Genomic DNA, 21,765 nt, shown 5'->3' on the forward strand with positions numbered 1-21,765 from the left:
CCTAACCGCCACGCGTGGCGAAATACACCAGCCAGGCCAGCAGGCCGAAGGCGATGACGAGCCCCAGCACCCTGCCGATGCGGGTGCCCCAATAGTCGATCCGGTCCGAACGGTCGGCGTCCGCGGCGTTGACATGGTCGCGCGCGCCTTTCGCCGCCCGGGCGATGAACGACGTGCCGCCCGGGTTCGTCTCCCGCTCCACGCGCTCGAGAATACGGCGCGATTCTTTGTCGCTGTCCTGGCGCTCGGCCATGGCAATGTCCTGTTCAGCCGGGACCTTAGCCTGTTCGCCCGGCCATTCACAGGGCCTGCCTGCAGGGCAGCGGGATGGCAGTGGAAGCTTTCCGGCCGGGTCATTTTCTTGCACGCGGATTGTGGTAATGCTTCGCGTGCAACTTCCGACGAGGGACCCAAATCATGCTTGCCCAGAGCCTCTCTTCCCCCTCCATCTTCCGCCATCTGCCGGCCATTCTGATGATGGCCATCGTGCTGCCGCTGCTTGCCGGCTGTGGCTACAACACCATCCCGACGGCGGAGGAAAACGCCAAGGCGGCCTGGAGCGAGGTGCTGAACCAGTACCAGCGCCGCGCCGACTTGATCCCCAATCTGGTCGAGACGGTCAAGGGCTATGCTGCGCATGAGAAGGACACGCTGGACGCCGTGGTCGAGGCGCGCGCCAAGGCGACGCAGATCACGGTGACGCCGGAAACGCTGAAGGATCCCGAGGCCCTCAAGAAGTTCCAGGATGCCCAGGCCGGGCTGACCAGCGCGCTGTCGCGGCTGATCGCGGTGTCGGAAGCCTATCCCGACCTCAAGGCCAACCAGAACTTCCTGGCGCTGCAGGCGCAGCTCGAAGGCACCGAGAACCGCATTGCGGTGGCGCGCCGCGACTACATCCAGGCGGTCAAGGATTACAATTTGACGCTGAAGACCTTCCCGTCGGTGTTGTGGGCGACCTTCTGGTTCCGCAGCAACGAGCCCTTCGCTAACTTCACCGTGGAGGAAGACAAGATGCAGCCGCCGAAGGTCGATTTCGGCACGAAGCAGGGCGGTTGAACGACGAGTTAGTTTACCGAGCTTGCCAGCCTTGCGTTCCTTCGCGCCCCCCGCTGTCCTGCCGGACATCTCCCCCCCAGGGGGGAGATTGTTCGTCGCGTTCGCCTTCGCCATTCCCCAACGTCTGAAAGGGAGGGCTGGTGGTCGAGCCGTCAATCTTCCCCCAAGTGGGGGAGATGTCCGGCAGGATATAGGGGCGCGCGCCAGAACGCCTTCGTTGGCGTCTTGCTGAGCTTCGTCTGCTTCCTCCTCCTCCCTCTCACCGCCTTCGCCGCCGATCTGCCCGCGCTCACCGGTCGCGTCGTCGACAATGCCGGTATCATCGACGCTGGAACAAAAGCCGCGCTGACGAAAAAACTCGCCGATTTCGAGAAGAAGGGCTCCGACCAGATCGTCGTCGCAACCATCCCCAGCCTGGGTGGCGAGGAGATCGAGCCTTACGCCAACCGGCTGTTCCGGTTCTGGAAGCTCGGCCAGGCCAAGGAGAACAACGGTGTCCTGCTCGTGGTGGCGCCGAACGATCGCAGGATGCGCATCGAGGTCGGCTATGGGCTGGAAGGCACGTTGACCGACCTGCACACCAAGCTGATCATCGAGAACGACATGGTGCCGGCCTTCCGCGCCGGCGATTTCTCCGGAGGCATAACCAAGGCCGTCGACGACATGATCATGGTGCTGGAAGGCAATCCGGAGGAACTGGAGGCGCGCGGCAAGCGCAACGAGCAGGCGCCATTCAATTCAGACGATTTGTTCTTCTCGATCTTCATCGCAGTCTGGATCACCATCCTCGTTCTCAGCCTTGCCGCTTCCATCCTGCCACCGATCTTCGGCCAGAGGATCGGCCCCGGCCGCTATCGCTGGCTAGGCATGACCTTCGAGCCCGGCAAGCGCTCGTCCAGCGGCGGCTGGTCCTCGGGGAGCTCCGGCGGTGGCTGGTCCTCGGGCGGCGGAGGCGGCGGATTCTCCGGTGGCGGCGGTTCGTCGGGCGGCGGTGGCTCCTCGGGAAGCTGGTGAGACACATGGCGACACGACCGATCAGTCCGCAGGATCATGAGCGCATCGCCGAGGCGATCCGCGCCGCCGAGGCGAGGACCGACGGCGAGATCTACTGCGTCGTGGCGCATGCCAGCGACGGCTATTTCTTTCCCGCCGCCTTCATGACGACGCTAGCCATGCTCGTCGCCACCCTTGCCGTCGCCTATGGGCTGGAGGCCTGGTGGCTGTCGATCCGCCTGCCGCATTTTGTTTTCGCCGAGCTCCTGGCGCTGGCCTCGGTGCTGGTGCTCTTGTGGGCGCTGCCCGGATTGCGCATCCATTTCGTGCCGCGCCACCTGCGTTACCAGGCGGCGCATCTCAACGCGGTCAAGCAGTTCCTTGCCCGCAACGTGCATCGCACCGCTGCGCGCACCGGCGTGCTGGTCTTCGTCTCGATCGCCGAGCGCTATGCCGAGGTGTCGCCGACAGCGGCATCAACAGCAAGGTCGGCCAGCATGTCTGGGACGGCGTGGTGCGCGACCTTACCGCGCATGCCGGCGACGACCGGCTCGCCGACGGGTTCATCAAGGCCGTCGAATCGGTTGGCGCGGTGCTGGCCGAACATTTCCCTGTCACAGCGGGCGATGCCAACGAGCTGGACGATCATCTCGTCGAGATTTGAGATTAGTCTTAAACCTGCGCTGAGCCCTCCCGCGCCCTGTTGTTCGCCTGTGCGAAAGCGCGGATGCCGTGGGCCGGACTCTTTGCAATCCGGCGATGCGGGTTTATGGTTAACCAATCATGAACACGCTGACCATCGACATCAGGAAGGCCGAGCCGCGCGACGCGGCGGCCATCGCCGACGTGCATCAAGAGGCCTGGCGCGGCGCCTATTCCGGCATTATTCCGCACCGCACGCTGACCTCGATGATCAACCGCCGCGGCGCCGACTGGTGGGCGAACGCGATTCGCCGCGCCGCCACCGTGCTGGTGGTGGAGATTGGCGGCACGATCGCCGGCTACGCCACGATCGGCAAGAATCGCGCCCGTGAACTCCGCCAGCAGGGCGAGATCTACGAGCTTTATCTGCGCCCGGAATACCAAGGCATCGGGCTCGGCAGCCGGCTGTTCAGCGCGGCCCGCGCGCGCCTAGCCGACCACGGCCTGCGCGGCATGGTGGTTTGGGCGCTTGAGGACAACCAGAACGCGCTCGCTTTCTATGCTGGCGCCGGCGGCCGCGACATCGCCGAAGGCGTCGAGATATTCGAGCAAAAGGCGCTGAAGAAGGTCGCCTTCGTCTGGGAATGAACGCCCGCGTTTCGGCGTTGTTATTCTCCCCGCACGATTCGCCGCATTGCACCATGACGCGTCCGCCGCTATCGGTCTGACAAATCGAGAGAGGGATTTGAGTTATGCGCATCGAAGCGATTGCCACCGGGAAGAACCCGCCGGAAGACGTCAACGTCATCATCGAAGTGCCGATCGGCGGCGAGCCGATCAAGTATGAGATGGACAAGGAGGCCGGCACGCTGTTTGTCGACCGCTTCCTGCATACCTCGATGCGCTATCCCGGCAATTACGGCTTCGTGCCGCACACGCTGTCGGGCGACGGCGATCCGATCGACGTGCTGGTCTGCAATACGCGCGCGCTGGTGCCGGGCTGCGTCATCAATGTGCGGCCGATCGGCGTGCTGATCATGGAAGACAATGCCGGCCAGGACGAGAAGGTGATCGCCGTCCCGTCGCCGAAGCTGACGCTGCGCTACGAGAACGTCACCGAGTACACGCATCTGCCCGAGATCACGCGTGATCAGGTGCAGCACTTCTTCGAGCACTACAAGGATCTCGAGCCCGGCAAATGGGTCAAGATCGAGGGCTGGCACGATTCCAAATACGCCAAGAAGATGATCGTCGAGGCAATCGAACGGGCGAAGGTGGCGAAGGCGGCGAAGTAGTCTCGGCTCAGTTATCCACCCGGCCGAAGTCCGGCACGCTGCCGATCACCTCGCGCTTGTCCTTGCCGCAGGCGAAGCCTTTCGCCTTCTCGTCGGCGAGCTTGCGCGCCTGGTCGTTGGCCTGCGGGTTGCCGGTGGCCAGCACCAGCCCGATGGTGCAGCCCTGCTGGGTGTCCGGCTGGGCCACCTTGGCGACGACCAGCACCTGGGTCGGCTTGTTCTCGTCATCGGGATTGCTGACCTCGCGGCGGTGGATGACGGCGAAGGGGATGGCGACGTCGCCGTTGGTCTCGATGCGCCATTCCACCTTGGGCCCGGCCGTGTTGAGGCCGGAGAAGCTTTCCCAGACCGAGGTCATGTCGCCGGACGGGAACCCGTAGAACAGCGATTCGCGGGCATCGTCGTAGCCGATCAGCACGGGGTAGCCGCGATAGCCGGAGCAGGCGAGGCTCGCCCAATCGCCTTCGCCCTCGGCCGCCTGCGCATAGGTTACGCAATCCCTCTCCCAGTCCAGATCGGTGTAGGCGCTGGATATGTCGCCGGCATGGGCCGCCTGGCAGAGACCGGCGAGGGCAAGCGGGATCAGAGGCGCACGCATGGCGGACAACTCCGTTTCGAGTTGCCGGGAGCGTACCGCCAATCGCTATTTCTTCAAGCTGGCTTCGATCAGCAAATCGGCGTTGCGGGCGACCGACGCCGCCGGTCCGCCGAGGCCGAACAGCTGGCCGCTGATATAGGCGCCCTCGATCAGCAGCAGCAGGCCGTCGCCAAGCGTGTCGGCATCGGCGGCGCCCATTGCGGCCGCCATGGCGCGCAGGCGGCGGCGCAGTTCCTGCTTGTTGGTCTCACTGACGATGCGCGCCGGATGACTGTGATCGGGATATTCCACCGCCGCATTGGTCATGCCGCAGCCGCGATAGTCGGGTTTTTGCGTGCGCTTGCCGACGCGGGTGAGGAAAGCCACGATCTGCGCGCGCGGGTCGCCCGGATGCGCATCGACAGCCTCGTCGAAGCGCTCCCAGAATTCGAGATCGTATTTGCGCAGATAGGAGGCGGCGAGTTCGTCCTTGGAGGGAAAGCTGCGGTAGAGGCTGGGCTTGGTGACGCCGGCGCGCTTGACGATCTCGTCGACGCCGATCGCTCTTATGCCTTCGCGGTAGAACAGGTCGCGCGCCACGTCGAGAATCTTGTCGGCGGCCTTCGGACGCGCTGGCGCGTGATCCCCGCTGATGGATGCTTCAATTTTTTTGTCCGGTGGCATGCCACGACTCGCTTGACAATGTTACTGACCGGTACGTATTCATAGCCCCATCCAATTGCAACGTACCGGTCAGTAACATGATAGCTCAGTCTCGTCCGTTTGGCCAGCGCTACGCTTTCGTCGTGGTCGGCGTTATCTTTCTTTGCCTGCTGATCGCGGCCGGGCTTCGTTCGGCGCCGTCGGTGATGATGCTGCCGCTGGAGGAGAGTCTTGGCTGGCGGCGCGACGTGGTCTCGCTGGCTGCCGCGATCGGCATCTTCCTCTATGGCCTGACCGGGCCGTTCGCGGCAGCCCTGATGGAGCGGATCGGGCTGCGCCGCACGCTGCTAATTTCGTTGCTGGTGATGTCGGGCTCGACGGCGCTCAGCCTGCTGATGACCAAGCCGTGGCATCTGCTGATCACCTGGGGCGTGCTTTCCGGCATCGGCTCGGGTGCGGTCGCAACCGTCCTCGGCGCCACCATCGTCAATCGCTGGTTCAAGACCAATCGCGGCCTGGTGATGGGGCTGATGTCGGCTTCGAGCGCCACCGGCCTGCTTGTCTTCCTGCCGTTGCTCGCCTCGCTGGCGCAGGCGGGTGGCTGGAAGCCGGTCGCCATCGCCATCGCGATCGCCACCGCCGCCCTGGTGCCGGTGGTGTGGCTGCTGGTGCCGGAGCGTCCGGCCTCGATCGGCCAGGTGCGCTATGGCGCCGATCCGGATGACGTGCCGCCGGTATCGCCCGCCTCGCAGGGCAATTTTCTGGCGCACACGCTCAGCACGTTGCGCCGCGCCGCCGGCACGCGGGTGTTCTGGTACCTGTTCGCCACCTTCTTCATCTGCGGCTTCACCACCAACGGGCTGGTCGGCACGCATCTCATCGCCTTCTGCGGCGACATGGGCATCGGCGAGGTGCAGGCGGCCGGCCTGTTGTCGATGATGGGCATCTTCGACCTGATCGGCACGACGCTGTCGGGCTGGCTCACCGACCGCTTCGACCCGCGCAAGCTGCTCGGCGTCTACTATGCCATCCGCGGCCTGTCGCTGATCTACCTGCCCTATTCCGGCTTCTCGGCGGTCAGCCTGATCATTTTCGCCGTGCTCTATGGGCTCGACTGGATCGCCACCGTGCCGCCGACGCTGAGGCTCGCCAACGAGGCCTTCGGCGACCGCAGCGGGCCGATCGTGTTCGGCTGGATCGTCGCTGGCCACCAGGTCGGCGCGGCGGCGGCCGCGGCGTTCGGCGGCACGATGCGCGAGCTGCAGGGCAATTACGAGCTGGCCTTCCTGATCGCCGGCATGACGGGCATCGCGGCGGCCTGCATCTCGCTCTTGATCAACACGAGCAAGCCGGCCTTCGAGCCGGAGCCGCAGCCGGCGTAGGACACGACTGCCCCTTCTCCTCTTGTGGGAGAAGGTGTCGCCGAAGGCGACGGATGAGGGGTGTTCCAGAGGACACCGACGTCCCATTCCTTCCAGTACCCCTCATTCGTCTCGGCGCTATCGCGCCGATCCACCTTCTCCCACAGGGGGAGAAGGTAAAGACACCTGTTGGTTGTCAGAAAAACTTCATGGTTCCGAGATGCGCCTGAAACATTGAGGCGGGAGCTTGGCGGTCCCGTTCAATGCCATCCCGGAGACAGCCATGAACAAGATCTCGATGACCCGCCGCGCCTTCGTCACCTCGGCGAGCGCGTTCGGCCTGGTCGGCACCTCGGGCCTCGCGCTGCCCTATTATTCGCGCGCCAGCCAGCGTCCGGCCTTCACCCATGGCGTCCAGTCGGGCGACGTCGATGCTGGAAGCGGCATGGTGTGGACGCGCACGGACCGCCCGGCGCGGGTGATGTTCGAAGTCTCGTCGACGGAGAGCTTCGCCAACGCGACCAGGCTCGCGCCGCTCGATACGTCGCCGGCCAGCGACTACACGGTGAAGCGGCTGCTCACCGATCTCGCCGCCGACCAGGACATCTTCTACCGCATGACGGCCGCCGATCTCGCCGACGTCAACGCCGTCTCCGAGCCGATCGTCGGCCGGTTCCGCACTGCGCCGGCCTCCAAGCGCGACATTCGCTTCGCCTGGTCGGGCGACACCGCCGGCCAGGGCTGGGGCATCGACGAGACCGGCATGAAGACCTACGCCACCATCGGTAAGCACACGCCCGATTTCTTCCTGCACTCCGGCGACACGATCTATGCCGACGGCGTGATGAAGGATGAGGTCGACCTGCCCGGCGGCGGCAAATGGAAGAACGCCGTGCTGATCGACGAGAAGCGCAAGGTGGCGCAGACGCTCGACGAATACCGGGCGCAGTGGAAATACAACATGATGGACAAGAACGTGCTGGGCCTCTCCGCCATCTGCCCGACCTTCTACCAGTGGGACGACCACGAGGTCGTCAACAACTGGTCGGATTCGAAGGACCTCAGCAGTGACGACCGCTATTCGGAAAAATCCATCCATGTGCTGGCGGCGCGCGCGGCGCGCGCCTTCCACGAGATGACGACGATCCGCTATGAGCCGGCCGAGCCAGGCCGCGTCTACCGCAAGATCGCCTACGGGCCGCTGCTCGACGTGTTCTTCCTGGACTTGCGCTCCTATCGCGGCCCGAACGGCCCGGACATGCAGGACACGATGACGCCGGAATCGCGCATGCTGGGCGAGCAGCAGACCAAGTGGCTGAAACGCGAGCTGACCAATTCAAGGGCGACCTGGAAGATCATCGCCGCCGACATGCCGCTTGGCCTCGTCGTCTGGAATGACGGCACCAAGAAAGTGGGCGCAGAGGCCGTCAGCAACGGCGACAACGGCCTGCCCAAAGGGCGCGAACTCGAGATCGCCGATCTGCTGCGCTACATCAAGAATGCCGGCATCAGCAACACGGTGTGGCTGACGGCCGACGTCCACTACACGGCCGCGCACTACTACAACCCCGACAAGGCGCAGTTCCAGGACTTCAATCCGTTCTGGGAATTCGTCTCAGGCCCGATCCATGCCGGCACGTTCGGGCCCAACGATTTCGACATGACCTTCGGACCGGAGCTGAAGTTCATCAAGGCGCCGACCGCCGAGCAGGGCCAGAACCTGCCGCCGTCGGCCGGCCTGCAGTTCTTCGGCCTGGTCGACATCTCAGGCGCCACCGAGCAGCTGACGGTGCGGCTGATGGATCGCGACGACAATGAGCTCTACAAGGTGACGCTCGATCCGGTGCGCTCGGCTTAGGAGACTGTTGGAAATTCTACTCCGGCGGCCATCTGCTGGCGTTTTCTGCGCTTCCGGTGCTCACGGACCCAAATTGTCCGCTCCGCTCCGGTTCTCGAAACCACCACCATATGACTCGCCGGAGCGAATTTCGAAACAGTCTCCAGGAGGACGACCGCGACCGCTGGCCGTCAGTCCGGATAGCAGACAGCGGGAATCTTCGGCCAAACGGCGCTGTCGCAGCCGGCATCCTTCTGTCGCTGCTTGAAAGCGGCGCTGACGGCGCCGGTCACCACCGGGTCGACGCCATCGGGGGCGTCGGCGAACATCTGCTCGGCCGTCTGCGTATCGGCGGGCAAAGCCGGATTTCCCTTGAGCGTCGCGGCGGACTGCGCCCCGCCAACCGCCAGCAGAACGGCAAGCGTTGCCCATGCCACGGTTGGACGCAATCTGGTGAGTTGATCGGTCATGGGAATCGAACTGCCTGGACCCCGAAAGGTTCCGCCCTGGTGAATTGATACATTTGACGCAAAGACGCTTAACAATTGGTAACCACATATTTGGGTACGAGCCTCCCCTTTCGCAAATGCGAAAAACCCTGTATGAGCCGCGCAACCGAAAAAGGCGGCGCCTCTGGGCCTGCTGCCCGCAACGCTCCCGAGACCAGACACATGAACCTCCGCAATATCGCGATCATCGCGCACGTCGACCATGGAAAAACCACCCTCGTCGACCAGCTCTTGAAACAGTCCGGCGCCTTCCGCGACAACCAGCGCGTCGCCGAGCGCGCCATGGATTCCAACGACCTCGAAAAGGAACGCGGCATCACCATCCTGGCCAAGGCGACTTCGGTCGACTGGCATGGCACCCGCATCAACATCGTCGACACGCCCGGCCACGCCGATTTCGGCGGCGAGGTCGAGCGCATCCTGTCTATGGTGGATTCGGCGATCGTGCTGGTCGATGCCGCCGAAGGGCCGATGCCGCAGACCAAGTTCGTCGTCGGCAAGGCGCTCAAGGTCGGCCTGAAGCCGATCGTCGTCATCAACAAGATCGATCGCCCGGACGCCCGCCACGTCGAGGTGGTCAACGAGGTGTTCGATCTCTTCGCCGCGCTCGACGCCACCGACGAGCAGCTCGACTTCCCGATCCTGTACGGTTCGGGCCGCGACGGCTGGGTCTCGGAAAACCCCGAAGGCCCGAAGGATCAGGGCCTGGCGCCGCTGTTCGATCTCGTCGTCAAGCACGTGCCGGCGCCGACGGTGCATCCCGGCCCGTTCCGCATGATCGGCACCATCCTGGAAGCCAATCCCTTCCTCGGCCGCATCATCACCGGCCGCATCGAGTCGGGCTCGCTGAAGGCCAATCAGGCGGTCAAGGTGCTGCACCATGACGGCACCCAGATCGAGACCGGCCGTGTCTCCAAGATTCTCGCCTTCCGCGGCCTCGAGCGCCAGCCGATCGAAGAAGCCCAGGCGGGCGACATCGTCGCCATCGCCGGCCTGTCGAAGGGCACCGTCGCCGACACGTTCTGCGACCCGACGGTGACCGAGCCGCTGCATGCGCAGCCGATCGATCCGCCGACGGTGACCATGTCCTTCCTCGTCAATGACAGCCCGCTCGCCGGCACCGAGGGCGACAAGGTGACCAGCCGCGTCATCCGCGACCGCCTGCTGCGCGAAGCCGAGGGCAATGTCGCGCTGAAGATCGAGGAATCGCCGGAAAAGGATTCCTTCTTCGTCTCCGGCCGTGGCGAATTGCAGCTTGCGGTGCTGATCGAGACGATGCGCCGCGAAGGCTTCGAGATCGCCGTGTCGCGGCCGCGCGTCGTCATGCAGAAGGGCGAGAACGGCGAGCTGCTGGAGCCGGTCGAGGAGGTCGTCATCGACGTCGACGAGGAGCATGCCGGCGTCGTCGTGCAGAAGATGTCGGAGCGCAAGGCCGAGATGGTCGAGCTGCGCCCGTCCGGCGGCAACCGCCAGCGCCTGGTCTTCCATGCCCCGACACGCGGCCTGATCGGCTACCAGTCGGAGCTCTTGACCGACACGCGCGGCACCGCCGTGATGAACCGGCTGTTCCATGCCTATGAGCCCTACAAGGGCGAACTGCCCGGCCGCACCAATGGCGTGCTGATCTCCAACGAGCAGGGCGAGTCGGTCGCCTATGCGATGTGGAACCTGGAAGACCGCGGCCCGATGGTCATCGATCCCGGCGTCAGGGTCTATCAGGGCATGATCATCGGCATCCACAGCCGCGACAACGACCTCGAGGTCAATGTTTTGAAAGGCAAGAAGCTCACCAACATCCGCGCCGCCGGCAAGGACGAGGCGGTGAAGCTGACCCCGCCGATCCGCATGACGCTGGAGCGCGCGCTGGCCTGGATCCAGGACGACGAGCTGGTCGAGGTAACGCCGAAGACGATCCGGCTGCGCAAGCTCTATCTCGACCCGAACGAACGTAAGCGTTTCGAGAAGTCGGCCAAGGCGGTCGGCGCGGCGTAAGGTCTTCGCCTGAGCAATCATCGAGGGAGGGAGCACTGCTCCCTCCCTTTTTCGTTTCACGCGCCGGCAGCGGCGACGATGGTGTCGCGATCCGGTTCGTCGCTCAGATCGATACGGATGGCCATGCCGTCGCGCGGCGGCCTGCGCAGCGCCCTGGCGCCATCAAGCTCGACGCAAAGCTGCCGCCGCTCCTCCCAGGCCTGAAGCCGCGAGCGCGAGACGCCGAGTTCGCCAGCCAGCAACCGGTCGAGCCGCAAGGGCACAGGCATTTCCAGAGTGAGCCGCAGGTCCAGCACGGTCGTATGTTCCGGCCGGCGTTCCAGCACATACCTTTCAATGGCGACGTCTGGGAACTCCTCGATGCGTCCGACGTGGCTCCTCAGTACGGCGGCATCGAAGGCATGACGCCGGGCCAGCGCCGGGTCGTTGCTTTCGAGTGCCGCAAGCAGCGCCGGCTCGATGTCGTGGCGGCTGCGGCGCTCGAAAATGGCGAAATTCCAGGAATTGTCGCAGTCGACGCAGCGGTAGATCAGCCAGGCGTCGATGCGCTTGCCGTTGGCGTTGACGCGGAACTTGCCGCTCGATCGATACGGCCTGAGGCCGCGGCAGCGATTGCAGTTGATGAGAGGTCGAGGCGCGATTTCGGGCGCGATCGCCCAGCGGATACGCAAAAGTCCGGACATGCCGAAAGCCCTTCCCGTCGGGAAGTTCGCCAGGTCGGCGATGTCGAGTTGCCCGGGCGGGCACGGCGTGGCTGGAGAGCTGCGGCTTTAAGGAAATCAGGCGTCGCGCAGCGCGCGACAGGTTCAGCAATGCCAAACCGGTCTCGAACCGCCGCCTGAGGAACACATGAAATGATCGGGACGCCGCAACTGCAGCGCCCTGTGTTTTCAGGAGAGTTGACGAGACCGGCGGTTACTGAGGCAAAGTGAAGCTCGAAATGAATGTCGGGGCGGCTCTTCTAGCCGCGGCCGACGGGAACGGCAAGGCGGCAATTGTCGAGATCGGCGCCCCGCCCGACCGAAGCGATTGCTTGTTCTTTGCCAATGCTGCCGTTGCTGGCTAGATTGGCGGCCAAACCTCGATCGGAGATTTTGGCCATGCATATCACCTCGCTGCTGATCTTCGCTGCCGCGCTTTTCGTGGCCGCCGGTTCGCCCGGCCCGTCGATCGCCGCCCTTGTCGCAAGGGTGATCGCGAAGGGTTTTCGCGACGTGTTCCCATTCCTGCTCGCCATGTGGATCGGCGAGGGCATCTGGCTGTCGCTGGCAGTGTTCGGGCTGGCCGTGGTGGCGCAGACCTTTCATCTCGCCTTCGTCGCCGTGAAATGGGCGGGCGTCGCCTATCTCGCCTATCTGGCGTGGAAGATGTGGACCGCACCCGTCGAGGCAAAGGAAGGCGAGATGCCGCGCGAGGATTCGCCGGCAAAACTGTTCTTCGCCGGCATGGCGGTGACATTAGGCAACCCCAAGATCATGATGTTCTACCTGGCGCTGCTGCCGACTATCATCGATCTCGCCTCGGTCAGCGTCGTCGGCTGGATGGAGCTGACGGCGACCATGGCGGTGGTCCTGGTCGCCATCGATCTTGCCTGGGTGCTCGCCGCCGCGCAGGCGCGCAAGCTTCTGAAGAGCAAGCGGGCGATGAAGATCGCCAACCGCGTCAGCGCCACCACCATGGCAGGGGCCGCCGCGGCCATCGCTGCCCGTTCCTGAACGGCTACATCATCTCGATGATAGGCGCGATCTCGACGCTGAAGGCGGGATTCATCAGGATCGGGCAATCCTTGGCTTTGGCGACGGCATCGTCGATATCCCTGGCTTCGACGACGGTGTAGCCGGCGGTCGGATTGCTGCCGCCATTGTTCTCGACCTTGCCGCTGGGCAGCACCGTTTTCGACATGCCGACCGGATTGCCGCCGTCGACCACGGCCGAGCCGAGCTTGCCGTACCAGCCGTTCCAGGCATCCATCGCCGCCTTCCGCTCGGCTTCGTCGGTCGGCATCTTGCCGGAGCCGTGATAGACATAGAGAAACTTCGCCATGTTCTCCTCCCTTGATCGGCGGCAGCGAACCGGCATGCGGCCGTGCCGCTAGCGACATGCGGCTATGCCGCAATCGTTGATCATCGGACCAAAACAGCGAAGAAGCAATGCGAATGCGCGATGCCAATAACTGAGGTGACCAGCCCGGCTATCTTGCCATGGCGTGGTATTCATCGTTCGGTCGCATGTCGACGGCCGCGGCCACGCGGTTCGACATGTTGAAGAAGGCGGCGGTCGAGGCGATGTCCCAGATGTCGCGGTCGGAAAAGCCGGCCTTGCGCAAGGCGGCGCGGTCCGCCTCGATGATCTTCGCCGGTTCCTCCGTCAGCTTGACGGCGAATTCGAGCATCGCGGTCTGCTTGGGTGAGAGGTCGGCGGCGCGGAAATTCATCGCCGTCATCTCGCCGAGGGAAGGATCGCCCGAAAGCTGGCGCACCGCCGCGCCATGCGCGGTCAGGCAATAGTAGCAATGGTTGATCGAGGAGACGACGACGGCGATCATCTCGCGCTCCAGCTTCGACAGGCCGGACTCGCCCAGCATCAAATCGTTGTACATGTCGGTGAAGGCGCGCAGCTTCTTCTCGTCGAAGGCATAGGCTTTCAGCACATTGGGCACCAGGCCGAGCTTTTCCTCGCATTTGACGAAATAGGCTTTCGTCGCCTCGCTGAGTTCAGCCTGGGCGAGGTCGAGCGCGGTGATCTTGCCGGTGGTTTTGGCGGTCTTCCTGGCGCTCATTGGGCTCGTCCTTCTCATTCGCTGCCGATTTGCGATCAAAATCCCGAAGAATCTTTGCAAGCCGTCAAACCTTTGTCGCCAAATGGCGGTCATCTGCTACCATAATCGCAAAAGCATGTGACGGGAGGGACTTCGCATCATGGCCAGCCTCAAAACCGCAAGCCAGCCGAAAAAGACGGTTCCAGCAAAGGGAGGCGCGGCGAAGGGCGGCGAGAGACCAGGCCGGCTTGCCGACTACCTTCTGGCTCGCGCGCCGGCGGAAGACGTCGCTGCCTATGAGGTCGCCGACCTCGAGCGCGCCGCCGACCTCGCCGGCCGCGCCATCGCCAGGCACAAGAAGGGCGACTCGATCGTCGCCATCGACACCGAGTCCGGCGTGGCGCGCCAGGGCCGGCCGGTGACGGTGATCACCGTCGTCAACGACAACATGCCGTTCCTGTTCGATTCCATCCTCGGTGAGATCACCGAGACCGCCGGCGAGCCGTTGCTGGTCACCCATCCCGTCGTCGCCGTCAGGCACGGCAAGGGCGGCGTGGAGGAGATCCTCGGCGATGGCGGATACGCCAAGGACGACGGCAGCCACGACCGGCTGAGCGTCGTGCATGTCCACATCGGGCGCCTTTCCGCCGAACTGGCCGACGCGCTGGCCGGGCATTTGAAGAAGCTGCTGGTCCAGGTGCGCGCCGCCGTCACCGACTGGAAGCCGATGCTTGCCCGCCTCGACCAGGCGATCTCGGAATTCCGCTACGCGCCGGTGCCGCTCGACAAGGCGCATGTCACCGAGGCGATTGCCTTCCTCGAATGGCTGCGCGACGACAATTTCACCTTCCTCGGCATGCGCGAGTTCAAATACACCGGCGGCGAAAAGAGCGGCACGCTGGAGCGCGCCGACAAGCCAGGGCTCGGCATCCTCTCCGACCCGGATGTTCTGGTGCTGAGGCGTGGTACCGAAGCGGTGACGACGACGCCCGAAATCCGCGCCTTCCTGCATGGGCCGGAGCCACTGATCGTCACCAAGGCCAACGCCAAGTCTGCGGTGCACCGGCGCATCTATCTCGACTACATCGGCGTCAAGACCTACACCGCCAAGGGCACGCTTTCCGGCGAATTGCGCATCGTCGGCCTGTTCACCTCGACCGCCTACACGCGCTCGGTGATGAAGATCCCCTATCTGCGTTCCAAGGCCGAGACCATCATCGCCAAATCCGGCTTCAATCCGAACGACCATTCCGGCAAGGCGCTGATCAACGTGCTGGAAAGCTACCCGCGCGACGAGCTGTTCCAGGTCCCGGTGCCGATCTTGAGGAAGCATGCCGAGGCGATCCTCGGCCTGATCGAGCGGCCGCGCGTCAGGGCACTGGTGCGCGTCGACCAGTTCGACCGTTTCGTCTCGATCCTCGTCTTCGTGCCGCGCGACCGCTACGACAGCGTCGCGCGCGAGAAGATCGGCACCTACCTCAAGACCGTCTTCGCGGGCCGGCTGTCGGCCTACTATCCGGCCTTCCCCGAGGGCGGGCTGGCGCGCGTCCACTTCATCATCGGCCGCTCCGGCGGCAAGACGCCGAAGGTCGAGCAGGCAACGATCGAGGCGGCGATCCGCGACATCGTGCGCACCTGGGACGATGCGCTGCGCGAGACCGCGGCCGAAACCGGCACGGAGAGAGCGCTGACGGCAATCGCAGCGCGCTTCTCCGAAAGCTACCGCGACAGCTTCTCTCCGGCGGTGGCACTGGCCGATGCCGGGCGCATCGCCAAAATCAGCGCGGCCAATCCGATAGCTATCGACTACTACCGCCACGCCGATCAGAAGCCGAATCAGGCGGCGCTGAAGATCTATCACCACGGCAGCCCGGTGGCGCTGTCGCGGCGGGTGCCGGTTCTGGAGAACATCGGCTTCCGCGTCATCAGCGAGCGCACATTCGAGGTCGGCGAGGACCCGTCCAGCATGGTCTTCATCCACGACATGGAGCTGGAGAACAGCTACGGTAAGCCGATCGACCTTTCCGGCGGCGGCGGGCTTTTCGAGGATGCGTTCCTGTCGGTCTGGCGCGGCGACGTCGACAATGACGGCTACAATGGCCTTGCCCAGACGGCCGGCCTGTGGTCGGGCGAGATCACCATCCTGCGCGCCTATGGGCGCTACCTGCAGCAGGCCGGCATTCCGCAGAGCCAGGATTTCATCGCAGCCGCGCTCAACCGCTATCCCGACATCGCGCGCGGCCTGCATGCGCTGTTCGTCGCCCGCCTCGGGCCGGCGGCCGAAACGGAAGGCGTGGTGGCGGCCAAGCATCTCAAGGCCAAGATCAAGGATGCGCTGGAGGAGGTGCCCAATATCGATGACGACACCATCATCCGCCGCTACCTCAATCTAATCGAAGCTTCGCTGCGCACCAATCATTTCGTTGCCGGAACGAAGGAGCGAGGGCAGTCGCTGGCGATCAAGCTCGATTCGCAGGCGGTCGACGGCTTGCCGGCGCCGCGGCCGTGGCGCGAGATCTTCGTCTATGGTTCCGAGGTCGAGGGCGTGCATCTGCGCTTCGGCCCGGTCGCACGTGGTGGCCTGCGCTGGTCGGACCGCGCCCAGGACTACCGCACCGAGGTGCTAGGCCTGGTCAAGGCGCAACAGGTCAAGAACGCCGTCATCGTGCCGGTCGGCGCCAAGGGCGGTTTCTATCCGAAGCGTCTGCCCGTCGGCGGCAGCCGCGACGCCATCTTCGAGGCCGGCACCTCGGCCTACAAAAACTATGTCTCCAGCCTTTTGTCGATCACTGACAATATCGGCATAGACGGCGTCATCCCGCCGGCCGGCGTAGTCCGGCGCGATCCTGACGATCCCTATTTCGTCGTCGCCGCCGACAAGGGCACGGCGACCTTCTCCGACACCGCCAACGCGATCTCCGAGAAGCACGGCTTCTGGCTGGACGATGCCTTCGCCAGCGGCGGCTCGGCCGGCTACGACCACAAGAAGATGGGCATCACCGCCAAAGGCGCCTGGGAAGCGGTCAAGCGGCACTTCCGCGAGATGAACCGCGACATCCAGACCTCGCCCTTCACCGTCGTCGGCGTCGGCGACATGTCGGGCGACGTGTTCGGCAACGGGATGCTGTTGTCGCCGCAGACGCGGCTGATCGCCGCCTTCGACCATCGCGATATCTTCATCGATCCCGATCCGGACATGGCGGCCTCGATGGCCGAGCGGGAGCGCATGTTCGCGCTGCCACGCTCGTCCTGGCAGGACTACGACAAGTCGAAACTGTCGGATGGCGGCGTCATCGTCTCGCGCAATCAGAAGTCGATCACGCTGCCACCGGCGGCCGCCGCCGCGATCGGGCTTGGCAAGACCACCGCGACGCCAGTCGAGATCATGAATGCCATCCTCAAGGCGCCTGTTGACCTGCTGTGGTTCGGCGGCATCGGCACCTATCTCAGGGCTTCGACCGAAACCAACGCCGATGTCGGCGACCGCGCCAACGACGCCATCCGCGTCACCGCGCTCGACGTGCGCGCCAAAGTCATCGGCGAGGGCGCCAATCTCGGCGTCACGCAGCGGGCACGCATCGAATTCGGGCTTGCCGGCGGCCGCTGTAATTCCGACGCCATCGACAATTCCGCCGGCGTCAACTGCTCCGACGTCGAGGTCAACATCAAGATCGCGCTGGCATCGGCCATGCGCAAAGGCCAGCTAGCCCGGCCGGCGCGCAACAAATTGCTCTCGGAGATGACCGGCGAGGTCGGCGGGCTGGTGCTGTCCAACAACTACCAGCAGACGCTGGCGCTCTCGATCGCCCGCAAGCGCGGGCTGGCCGACATCGCGCATCAGAGCCGCTTCATGACGGCGCTGGAGGCGCGCGGTCTGCTCAACCGTGCGGTCGAGACGCTGCCGTCCCCGGCGGCCCTTGCCGAGCGCGAGGCGCGTGGCGAGCCGTTGACCCGGGCCGAACTCGGCGTGCTGCTCGCCTATGCCAAGATCGTGCTGTTCTCCGACATCGTCGCCAGCGACGTGCCTGACGATCCGCATTTCGAGCGCGATCTGCTTGGCTATTTCCCGGACCGGATGGCGAAGAAATACGCCGCCGAGATCGACGGCCACCGGCTGCGCCGCGAGATCATCGCTCGCGTGGTCGCCAACGACCTCGTCAATCGCGGCGGTCCGTCCTTCGTCAACCGGCTGCAGGAGGCCACCGGACGCACCGCCGCCGACGTGGTGCGCACCTTTGCCGTGGTGCGCGACGGCTTCGCGCTGCCGGCGCTCTATCGCGAGATCGACGCGCTCGACAACCAGATCGACGGCCAAGTGCAGCTCGATCTCTATCAGGCAGTTAGCCGGCTCATCTTCATGACCAGCGGCTGGTACCTGAAGAACGACGCCGGCACCGCGCCGCTCGGCCAGCGCATCGCCGAGCTGCAGGAGGCACGCAAGGTGTTGGAGCCGAAGCTCGCCTCGCTGTTGCCGGCATATTCGCGCGAGCGGATCGAGGAGCGGCGGCATGGGTTGTTCAAGGCCGGGGCACCGGAGAGGCTTGCCGGACAGCTGGCGCTCGCCGATGTCGGGGAACTGATCCCGGATATCGCGCTGACGGCGCGCACCGCCAATGCCGATATCGTCGCCGCGGCGAAGGCCTTCTTCGCCGTCAGCGACGCCTTCCGCATTCCGCGCATCGAGGAAGCGACGCGCGCGATCTCGCCGCCGGACTATTACGACCAGCTGGCGCTTTCACGCGCGGCCGACACGATCGGCGCCGCCCGGCGCGGCATCGCGGTTGCGGCGCTGACCGCCCATGCCAAGGCGGCCGACCCGGTGACGGCCTGGCTGGAGGCCGGCGGCGAACGCGTCGCGCGCATCCGCGAGCGGCTGCAGGCGCTGACCGAGGGCGGCGACATCACTGTGTCGAGGCTGTCGGTGGCATCCGGGCTGATGAGCGATCTGACGGGGATGTAGCCATCTCCGAAACGCCTGGCGCCGCCCCTCATTGCCCTGCCGGTGTCCAGCCGATAGATGGGTAACAGTTTGAACCGGATACATAGGTAACAGTTCTCCCCCTATTTGTCCGCTGCAGCGCCAAGCGGATTGGTTAGCGCGGCGCTGCAGCGGACAAGCGTCATACGCCTTGTGTCGATGATGCCGAGCTGGTGTGCATGGAAGGAAAGAGCCCATTGACCATCCTCGGTTTGGGCGGCCGCGACAGCTTCACCAACCAGTGCCTGCGAGACATAGACGAAGCCGCCGTTCCACCTGATCTCGCCATTGTGGCGTACATGACGGACCGCGGCCTCGGCCGGATAATCAGGCTCGGGCGGCATCGTCGGCATGGCGCGCCGGGAGGATCTGTAATGCTGGGCTGGAGTGTCCATGCCTAGCGCCTCATGGGGACGTTCTTCATTGTAGCTGCGCCGGAAGGCCTCGAAGGCGTGGCCCTGGGCCGCCCTGTCGGCCTCCGGTGCCTCGGCCAGCGGCAACAGGGTCAGATGAAAGCGCTCGTGGCGCCCGTTCTGCTGGGGTTTGCCGGGCGCGATCCGCTCCAGGGCGATGCCGAGTTTGATGAAGCGCACCGCAAGCGGTGTCAGCCCGGTGACACCGGCCGACGCGAAGGGCGGGCCATTGTCGCTTCGGAACCGGTCCGGCAGGCCATGCTCCTCAAACAGCCGCTCGAATACCGGCCAGGCCTCGGCATCCGCCGTCGAGCCGGTCGCTTCGAGCGCCAGCAAGTAGCGGCTCGACGCATCCATCACCGTCAACGGTTCGCAACGCCACCCGTCACGGGTCCGGAACCAGCCCTTGTGATCGCCGGTCCACACCGCGTTCGGCCCTTGCGGCTCCGGCCAAGGTCCATTGCCGCAGGCCCGCAGCCGGGTCCGCTTGCGGGCGCTGACAAGCCCATGCCGTGCAAGGATAGCGCCTGCCGTCGAGGCCGACGGCCAGATCAAGTCGGGAGCCGCGCGCTTGAGCCGCGCCACGATCTTCTTGGGCCCCCACAGCGGATGCGTCTCCTTCGCCGCCACGATCCGCTCGACAAGATCAAGGGCTGTCGCACGGCCATGATTGAGCGGCGCTCGCGGCCGATCGTGCAAACCTTCCGGGCCAAACTCCCGGTAGCGACCCAGCCATTTATAGCCGATCTTGCGCGAAATTCCGTAGGCCGCACAAAGCTCGCTCATCGTCTCTTCGCCAGAAAGGCAATCCACTACAAAACGAAGCCGCTCGTCCATGATGCCAGTCTCTCGCCAAACCATCGCCGGGTCCTCCGGCGAGGGAGAAAACTGTCACCTATGCAATCGGTCCATTCTGTTACCTATCTATCCGGTTCGGACACCGGGCATTTCTCCCCGTATAGTGACGGGGAGAAAGGGCTGGCCGCGGCCTCGGCGCTCCTTTTTGGAACGCTGGTGATTGGCGAAATCCGCGGCGACAGCGCCCCTCTCCCCGTCTCTATACGGGGAGAGGATGCCGGAAGGCAGGTGAGGGGCAGCACGAACATTTGCCAGTTTGCATGCTCATGAAAAACATGCAGACATGGCGCCCGACGCGGGGCGGGCCGAGGGAATCATCATGGCGGTAGAGACAGTGCAGCGGGCGTCGGGGCGCGGCATCTGGGGCTGGATGTTCTTCGACTGGGCGGCGCAGCCTTTCTTCACCCTCGTCACCACCTTCATCTTCGGGCCTTATTTCGTCGAGCGCATGGCGAGCGATCCGACCACCGGCCAGGCCGCCTGGGGTTACGGCATAGCCGCCGCCGGGCTGGTCATCGCGGTGCTTTCGCCGGTGCTCGGCTCGATCGCCGACCAGACCGGGCCGCGCAAGCCGTGGATCGCCTTCTTCGCGGCGATCAAGATCACCAGCCTCACGCTCCTTTGGTTCGCGGCACCGGGTTCGAACCTGTTCCTGGTGGTGATGCTCTTCTCGCTTGCCTCGGTGGCGGCGGAATTCTCCACCGTGTTCAACGATTCGATGATGCCTCGCTTGGTGCCCAAGGAGGACATCGGCAGGATTTCCAATGTCGCCTGGGGGCTCGGCTATCTCGGCGGCATGATCGCGCTGATCTTCGTCGTGTTGTTTTTGGCCGGCTCGTCGGAGACCGGCAAGACCATCATCGGCGTCGACCCGCTGCTCGGGCTCGACCCGAAGCTCGGTGAGGATGCGCGCGCCACCGGACCGCTGTCGGCCGGCTGGTATTTCCTGTTCATCCTGCCGATGTTCTTCTTCACCCCCGACGCCAGCAAGGGAATTGCGATGGGGCCGGCGGTGCGCGAGGGCCTGTCGGAACTCAAGTCCACGCTGTTCGAGGTGCGCAGGCGCGCCGGGATATTCCGCTTCCTCGTCGCCCGCATGATCTATCAGGACGGTGTCAACGCGCTGCTGGCGCTCGGCGGCACCTTCGCCGCCGGCATGTTCCATTGGTCGACCATCGAGATCGGCATGTTCGGCATCATCCTCAATGTCGTCGCCATCTTTGGCTGCTGGATCGCCGCCCGCCTCGACACTGCCCTCGGCTCCAAGGCGGTGGTGATGATCGCGCTGGTCATGCTGTCGGTCGCCACCGTCGGTGTCGTCTCGACCGGACCGGGCTTCACGCTGCTCGGCCTGATCCAGCTCTCGACTGCCGATTCCGGCGGCAACTTCGGCACCGCTGCCGAAAAGGCCTACATCCTTTACGGCCTGCTTATCGGCCTGGCCTTCGGGCCGGTCCAGGCCTCATCCCGCTCCTACATGGCGCGCAGCGTCACGGCGGCCGAGTCCGGCCGCTATTTCGGCATCTACGCGCTGGCCGGGCGGGCGACGAGTTTCCTCGCGCCCTTCATGGTGGCGACGATCACCGCCGTCAGCGACTCGGCGCGGCTCGGCATGGCGGCGATCATCCTGTTCCTCGGCATCGGCCTGGCGATCCTGGTGAAGACGCCGTACCCGGCGGATCGGCCGGTGGAGTAGCACCCTCTTCCCCTTCTCCCCCTGTGGGAGAAGGTGTCGCCGAAGGCGACGGATGAGGGGTGCTCCAGCTTGGCGACGAGTTGGAAATCGCCGCCGCCTCACTCCGTCACGTACCCCTCATCCGCCTCGGCGCTACG

At 64.8% G+C, this 21,765-nt stretch carries 18 protein-coding genes and 1 pseudogene; 11 read left to right on the forward strand and 8 right to left on the reverse strand.

Annotated features, from left to right (window positions below):
• Nucleotide 1: 1 nt before the first annotated feature.
• The gene (locus tag EJ073_RS21585) at nucleotides 2-253 is read right to left on the reverse strand and encodes a hypothetical protein (RefSeq protein ID WP_126057563.1); all 252 of its coding nucleotides are present in this window, start codon (nucleotides 251-253) and stop codon (nucleotides 2-4) included.
• A 164-nt stretch (nucleotides 254-417) separates the two neighbouring features.
• Here EJ073_RS21585 and EJ073_RS21590 point away from each other — a divergent pair, with 164 nt between their 5' ends.
• From EJ073_RS21590 to ppa, 5 genes and pseudogenes are all read left to right on the forward strand, one after another.
• Complete coding sequence (locus tag EJ073_RS21590; RefSeq protein WP_126057564.1) at nucleotides 418-1,056, forward strand: LemA family protein; 639 nt, start codon at nucleotides 418-420, stop codon at nucleotides 1,054-1,056.
• A gap of 225 nt (nucleotides 1,057-1,281) precedes the next feature.
• A complete protein-coding gene (locus EJ073_RS21600; protein WP_126057565.1) occupies nucleotides 1,282-2,070 on the forward strand; it encodes a YgcG family protein in 789 nt (262 codons plus the stop codon).
• 5 nt (nucleotides 2,071-2,075) lie between these two features.
• Nucleotides 2,076-2,713, forward strand: a pseudogene (locus EJ073_RS21605) (TPM domain-containing protein).
• A 119-nt stretch (nucleotides 2,714-2,832) separates the two neighbouring features.
• Entirely contained in the window at nucleotides 2,833-3,339 is a 507-nt protein-coding gene (locus EJ073_RS21610) for a GNAT family N-acetyltransferase (protein WP_126057566.1), read from the forward strand.
• Nucleotides 3,340-3,443: 104 nt separating this feature from the next.
• The gene (ppa, locus tag EJ073_RS21615; protein WP_126057567.1) at nucleotides 3,444-3,986 is read left to right on the forward strand and encodes an inorganic diphosphatase; all 543 of its coding nucleotides are present in this window, start codon (nucleotides 3,444-3,446) and stop codon (nucleotides 3,984-3,986) included.
• Between the two features lie 7 nt (nucleotides 3,987-3,993).
• Here ppa and EJ073_RS21620 read toward each other — a convergent pair whose 3' ends face one another.
• Nucleotides 3,994-4,584 carry a hypothetical protein gene (locus EJ073_RS21620; RefSeq protein WP_126057568.1) on the reverse strand — a complete coding sequence of 197 codons (591 nt, stop codon included), beginning with the start codon at nucleotides 4,582-4,584 and terminating at the stop codon, nucleotides 3,994-3,996.
• 45 nt (nucleotides 4,585-4,629) lie between these two features.
• The gene (locus EJ073_RS21625; RefSeq protein ID WP_126057569.1) at nucleotides 4,630-5,247 is read right to left on the reverse strand and encodes a TetR/AcrR family transcriptional regulator; all 618 of its coding nucleotides are present in this window, start codon (nucleotides 5,245-5,247) and stop codon (nucleotides 4,630-4,632) included.
• 77 nt (nucleotides 5,248-5,324) lie between these two features.
• Here EJ073_RS21625 and EJ073_RS21630 point away from each other — a divergent pair, with 77 nt between their 5' ends.
• Nucleotides 5,325-6,608, forward strand: a complete 1,284-nt coding sequence (locus EJ073_RS21630; protein ID WP_126057570.1) for an MFS transporter — start codon at nucleotides 5,325-5,327, stop codon at nucleotides 6,606-6,608.
• Between the two features lie 262 nt (nucleotides 6,609-6,870).
• Entirely contained in the window at nucleotides 6,871-8,445 is a 1,575-nt protein-coding gene (locus tag EJ073_RS21635) for an alkaline phosphatase (protein ID WP_126057571.1), read from the forward strand.
• Nucleotides 8,446-8,615: 170 nt separating this feature from the next.
• Here EJ073_RS21635 and EJ073_RS21640 read toward each other — a convergent pair whose 3' ends face one another.
• Nucleotides 8,616-8,894, reverse strand: a complete 279-nt coding sequence (locus tag EJ073_RS21640) for a hypothetical protein (RefSeq protein ID WP_126057572.1) — start codon at nucleotides 8,892-8,894, stop codon at nucleotides 8,616-8,618.
• A gap of 201 nt (nucleotides 8,895-9,095) precedes the next feature.
• Here EJ073_RS21640 and typA point away from each other — a divergent pair, with 201 nt between their 5' ends.
• Nucleotides 9,096-10,925 (forward strand): translational GTPase TypA, encoded by a 1,830-nt coding sequence (gene typA / locus EJ073_RS21645; protein ID WP_126057573.1) that lies wholly within the window; start codon nucleotides 9,096-9,098, stop codon nucleotides 10,923-10,925.
• 56 nt (nucleotides 10,926-10,981) lie between these two features.
• Here typA and EJ073_RS21650 read toward each other — a convergent pair whose 3' ends face one another.
• Nucleotides 10,982-11,608, reverse strand: a complete 627-nt coding sequence (locus EJ073_RS21650; protein ID WP_126057574.1) for a DUF1062 domain-containing protein — start codon at nucleotides 11,606-11,608, stop codon at nucleotides 10,982-10,984.
• A 417-nt stretch (nucleotides 11,609-12,025) separates the two neighbouring features.
• Here EJ073_RS21650 and EJ073_RS21655 point away from each other — a divergent pair, with 417 nt between their 5' ends.
• A complete protein-coding gene (locus EJ073_RS21655) occupies nucleotides 12,026-12,640 on the forward strand; it encodes a LysE family translocator (protein WP_126057575.1) in 615 nt (204 codons plus the stop codon).
• 4 nt (nucleotides 12,641-12,644) lie between these two features.
• Here EJ073_RS21655 and EJ073_RS21660 read toward each other — a convergent pair whose 3' ends face one another.
• The gene (locus EJ073_RS21660; RefSeq protein ID WP_126057576.1) at nucleotides 12,645-12,968 is read right to left on the reverse strand and encodes a YciI family protein; all 324 of its coding nucleotides are present in this window, start codon (nucleotides 12,966-12,968) and stop codon (nucleotides 12,645-12,647) included.
• A gap of 148 nt (nucleotides 12,969-13,116) precedes the next feature.
• Complete coding sequence (locus EJ073_RS21665) at nucleotides 13,117-13,704, reverse strand: peroxidase-related enzyme (RefSeq protein ID WP_126057577.1); 588 nt, start codon at nucleotides 13,702-13,704, stop codon at nucleotides 13,117-13,119.
• Nucleotides 13,705-13,843: 139 nt separating this feature from the next.
• Here EJ073_RS21665 and EJ073_RS21670 point away from each other — a divergent pair, with 139 nt between their 5' ends.
• Nucleotides 13,844-18,643 (forward strand): NAD-glutamate dehydrogenase, encoded by a 4,800-nt coding sequence (locus EJ073_RS21670; protein ID WP_126057578.1) that lies wholly within the window; start codon nucleotides 13,844-13,846, stop codon nucleotides 18,641-18,643.
• Nucleotides 18,644-18,744: 101 nt separating this feature from the next.
• On the opposite strand, the gene EJ073_RS21675 is transcribed toward EJ073_RS21670, so the two are convergent.
• The gene (locus EJ073_RS21675) at nucleotides 18,745-19,935 is read right to left on the reverse strand and encodes an integrase core domain-containing protein (RefSeq protein WP_126056960.1); all 1,191 of its coding nucleotides are present in this window, start codon (nucleotides 19,933-19,935) and stop codon (nucleotides 18,745-18,747) included.
• A gap of 316 nt (nucleotides 19,936-20,251) precedes the next feature.
• Between EJ073_RS21675 and EJ073_RS21685 the strand changes: the two genes are divergently transcribed.
• Complete coding sequence (locus EJ073_RS21685) at nucleotides 20,252-21,628, forward strand: MFS transporter (RefSeq protein WP_126057579.1); 1,377 nt, start codon at nucleotides 20,252-20,254, stop codon at nucleotides 21,626-21,628.
• Nucleotides 21,629-21,765 lie beyond the last annotated feature (137 nt).

It is taken from the genome of Mesorhizobium sp. M4B.F.Ca.ET.058.02.1.1, assembly GCF_003952505.1.
Taxonomy (GTDB): Bacteria; Pseudomonadota; Alphaproteobacteria; order Rhizobiales; family Rhizobiaceae; genus Mesorhizobium.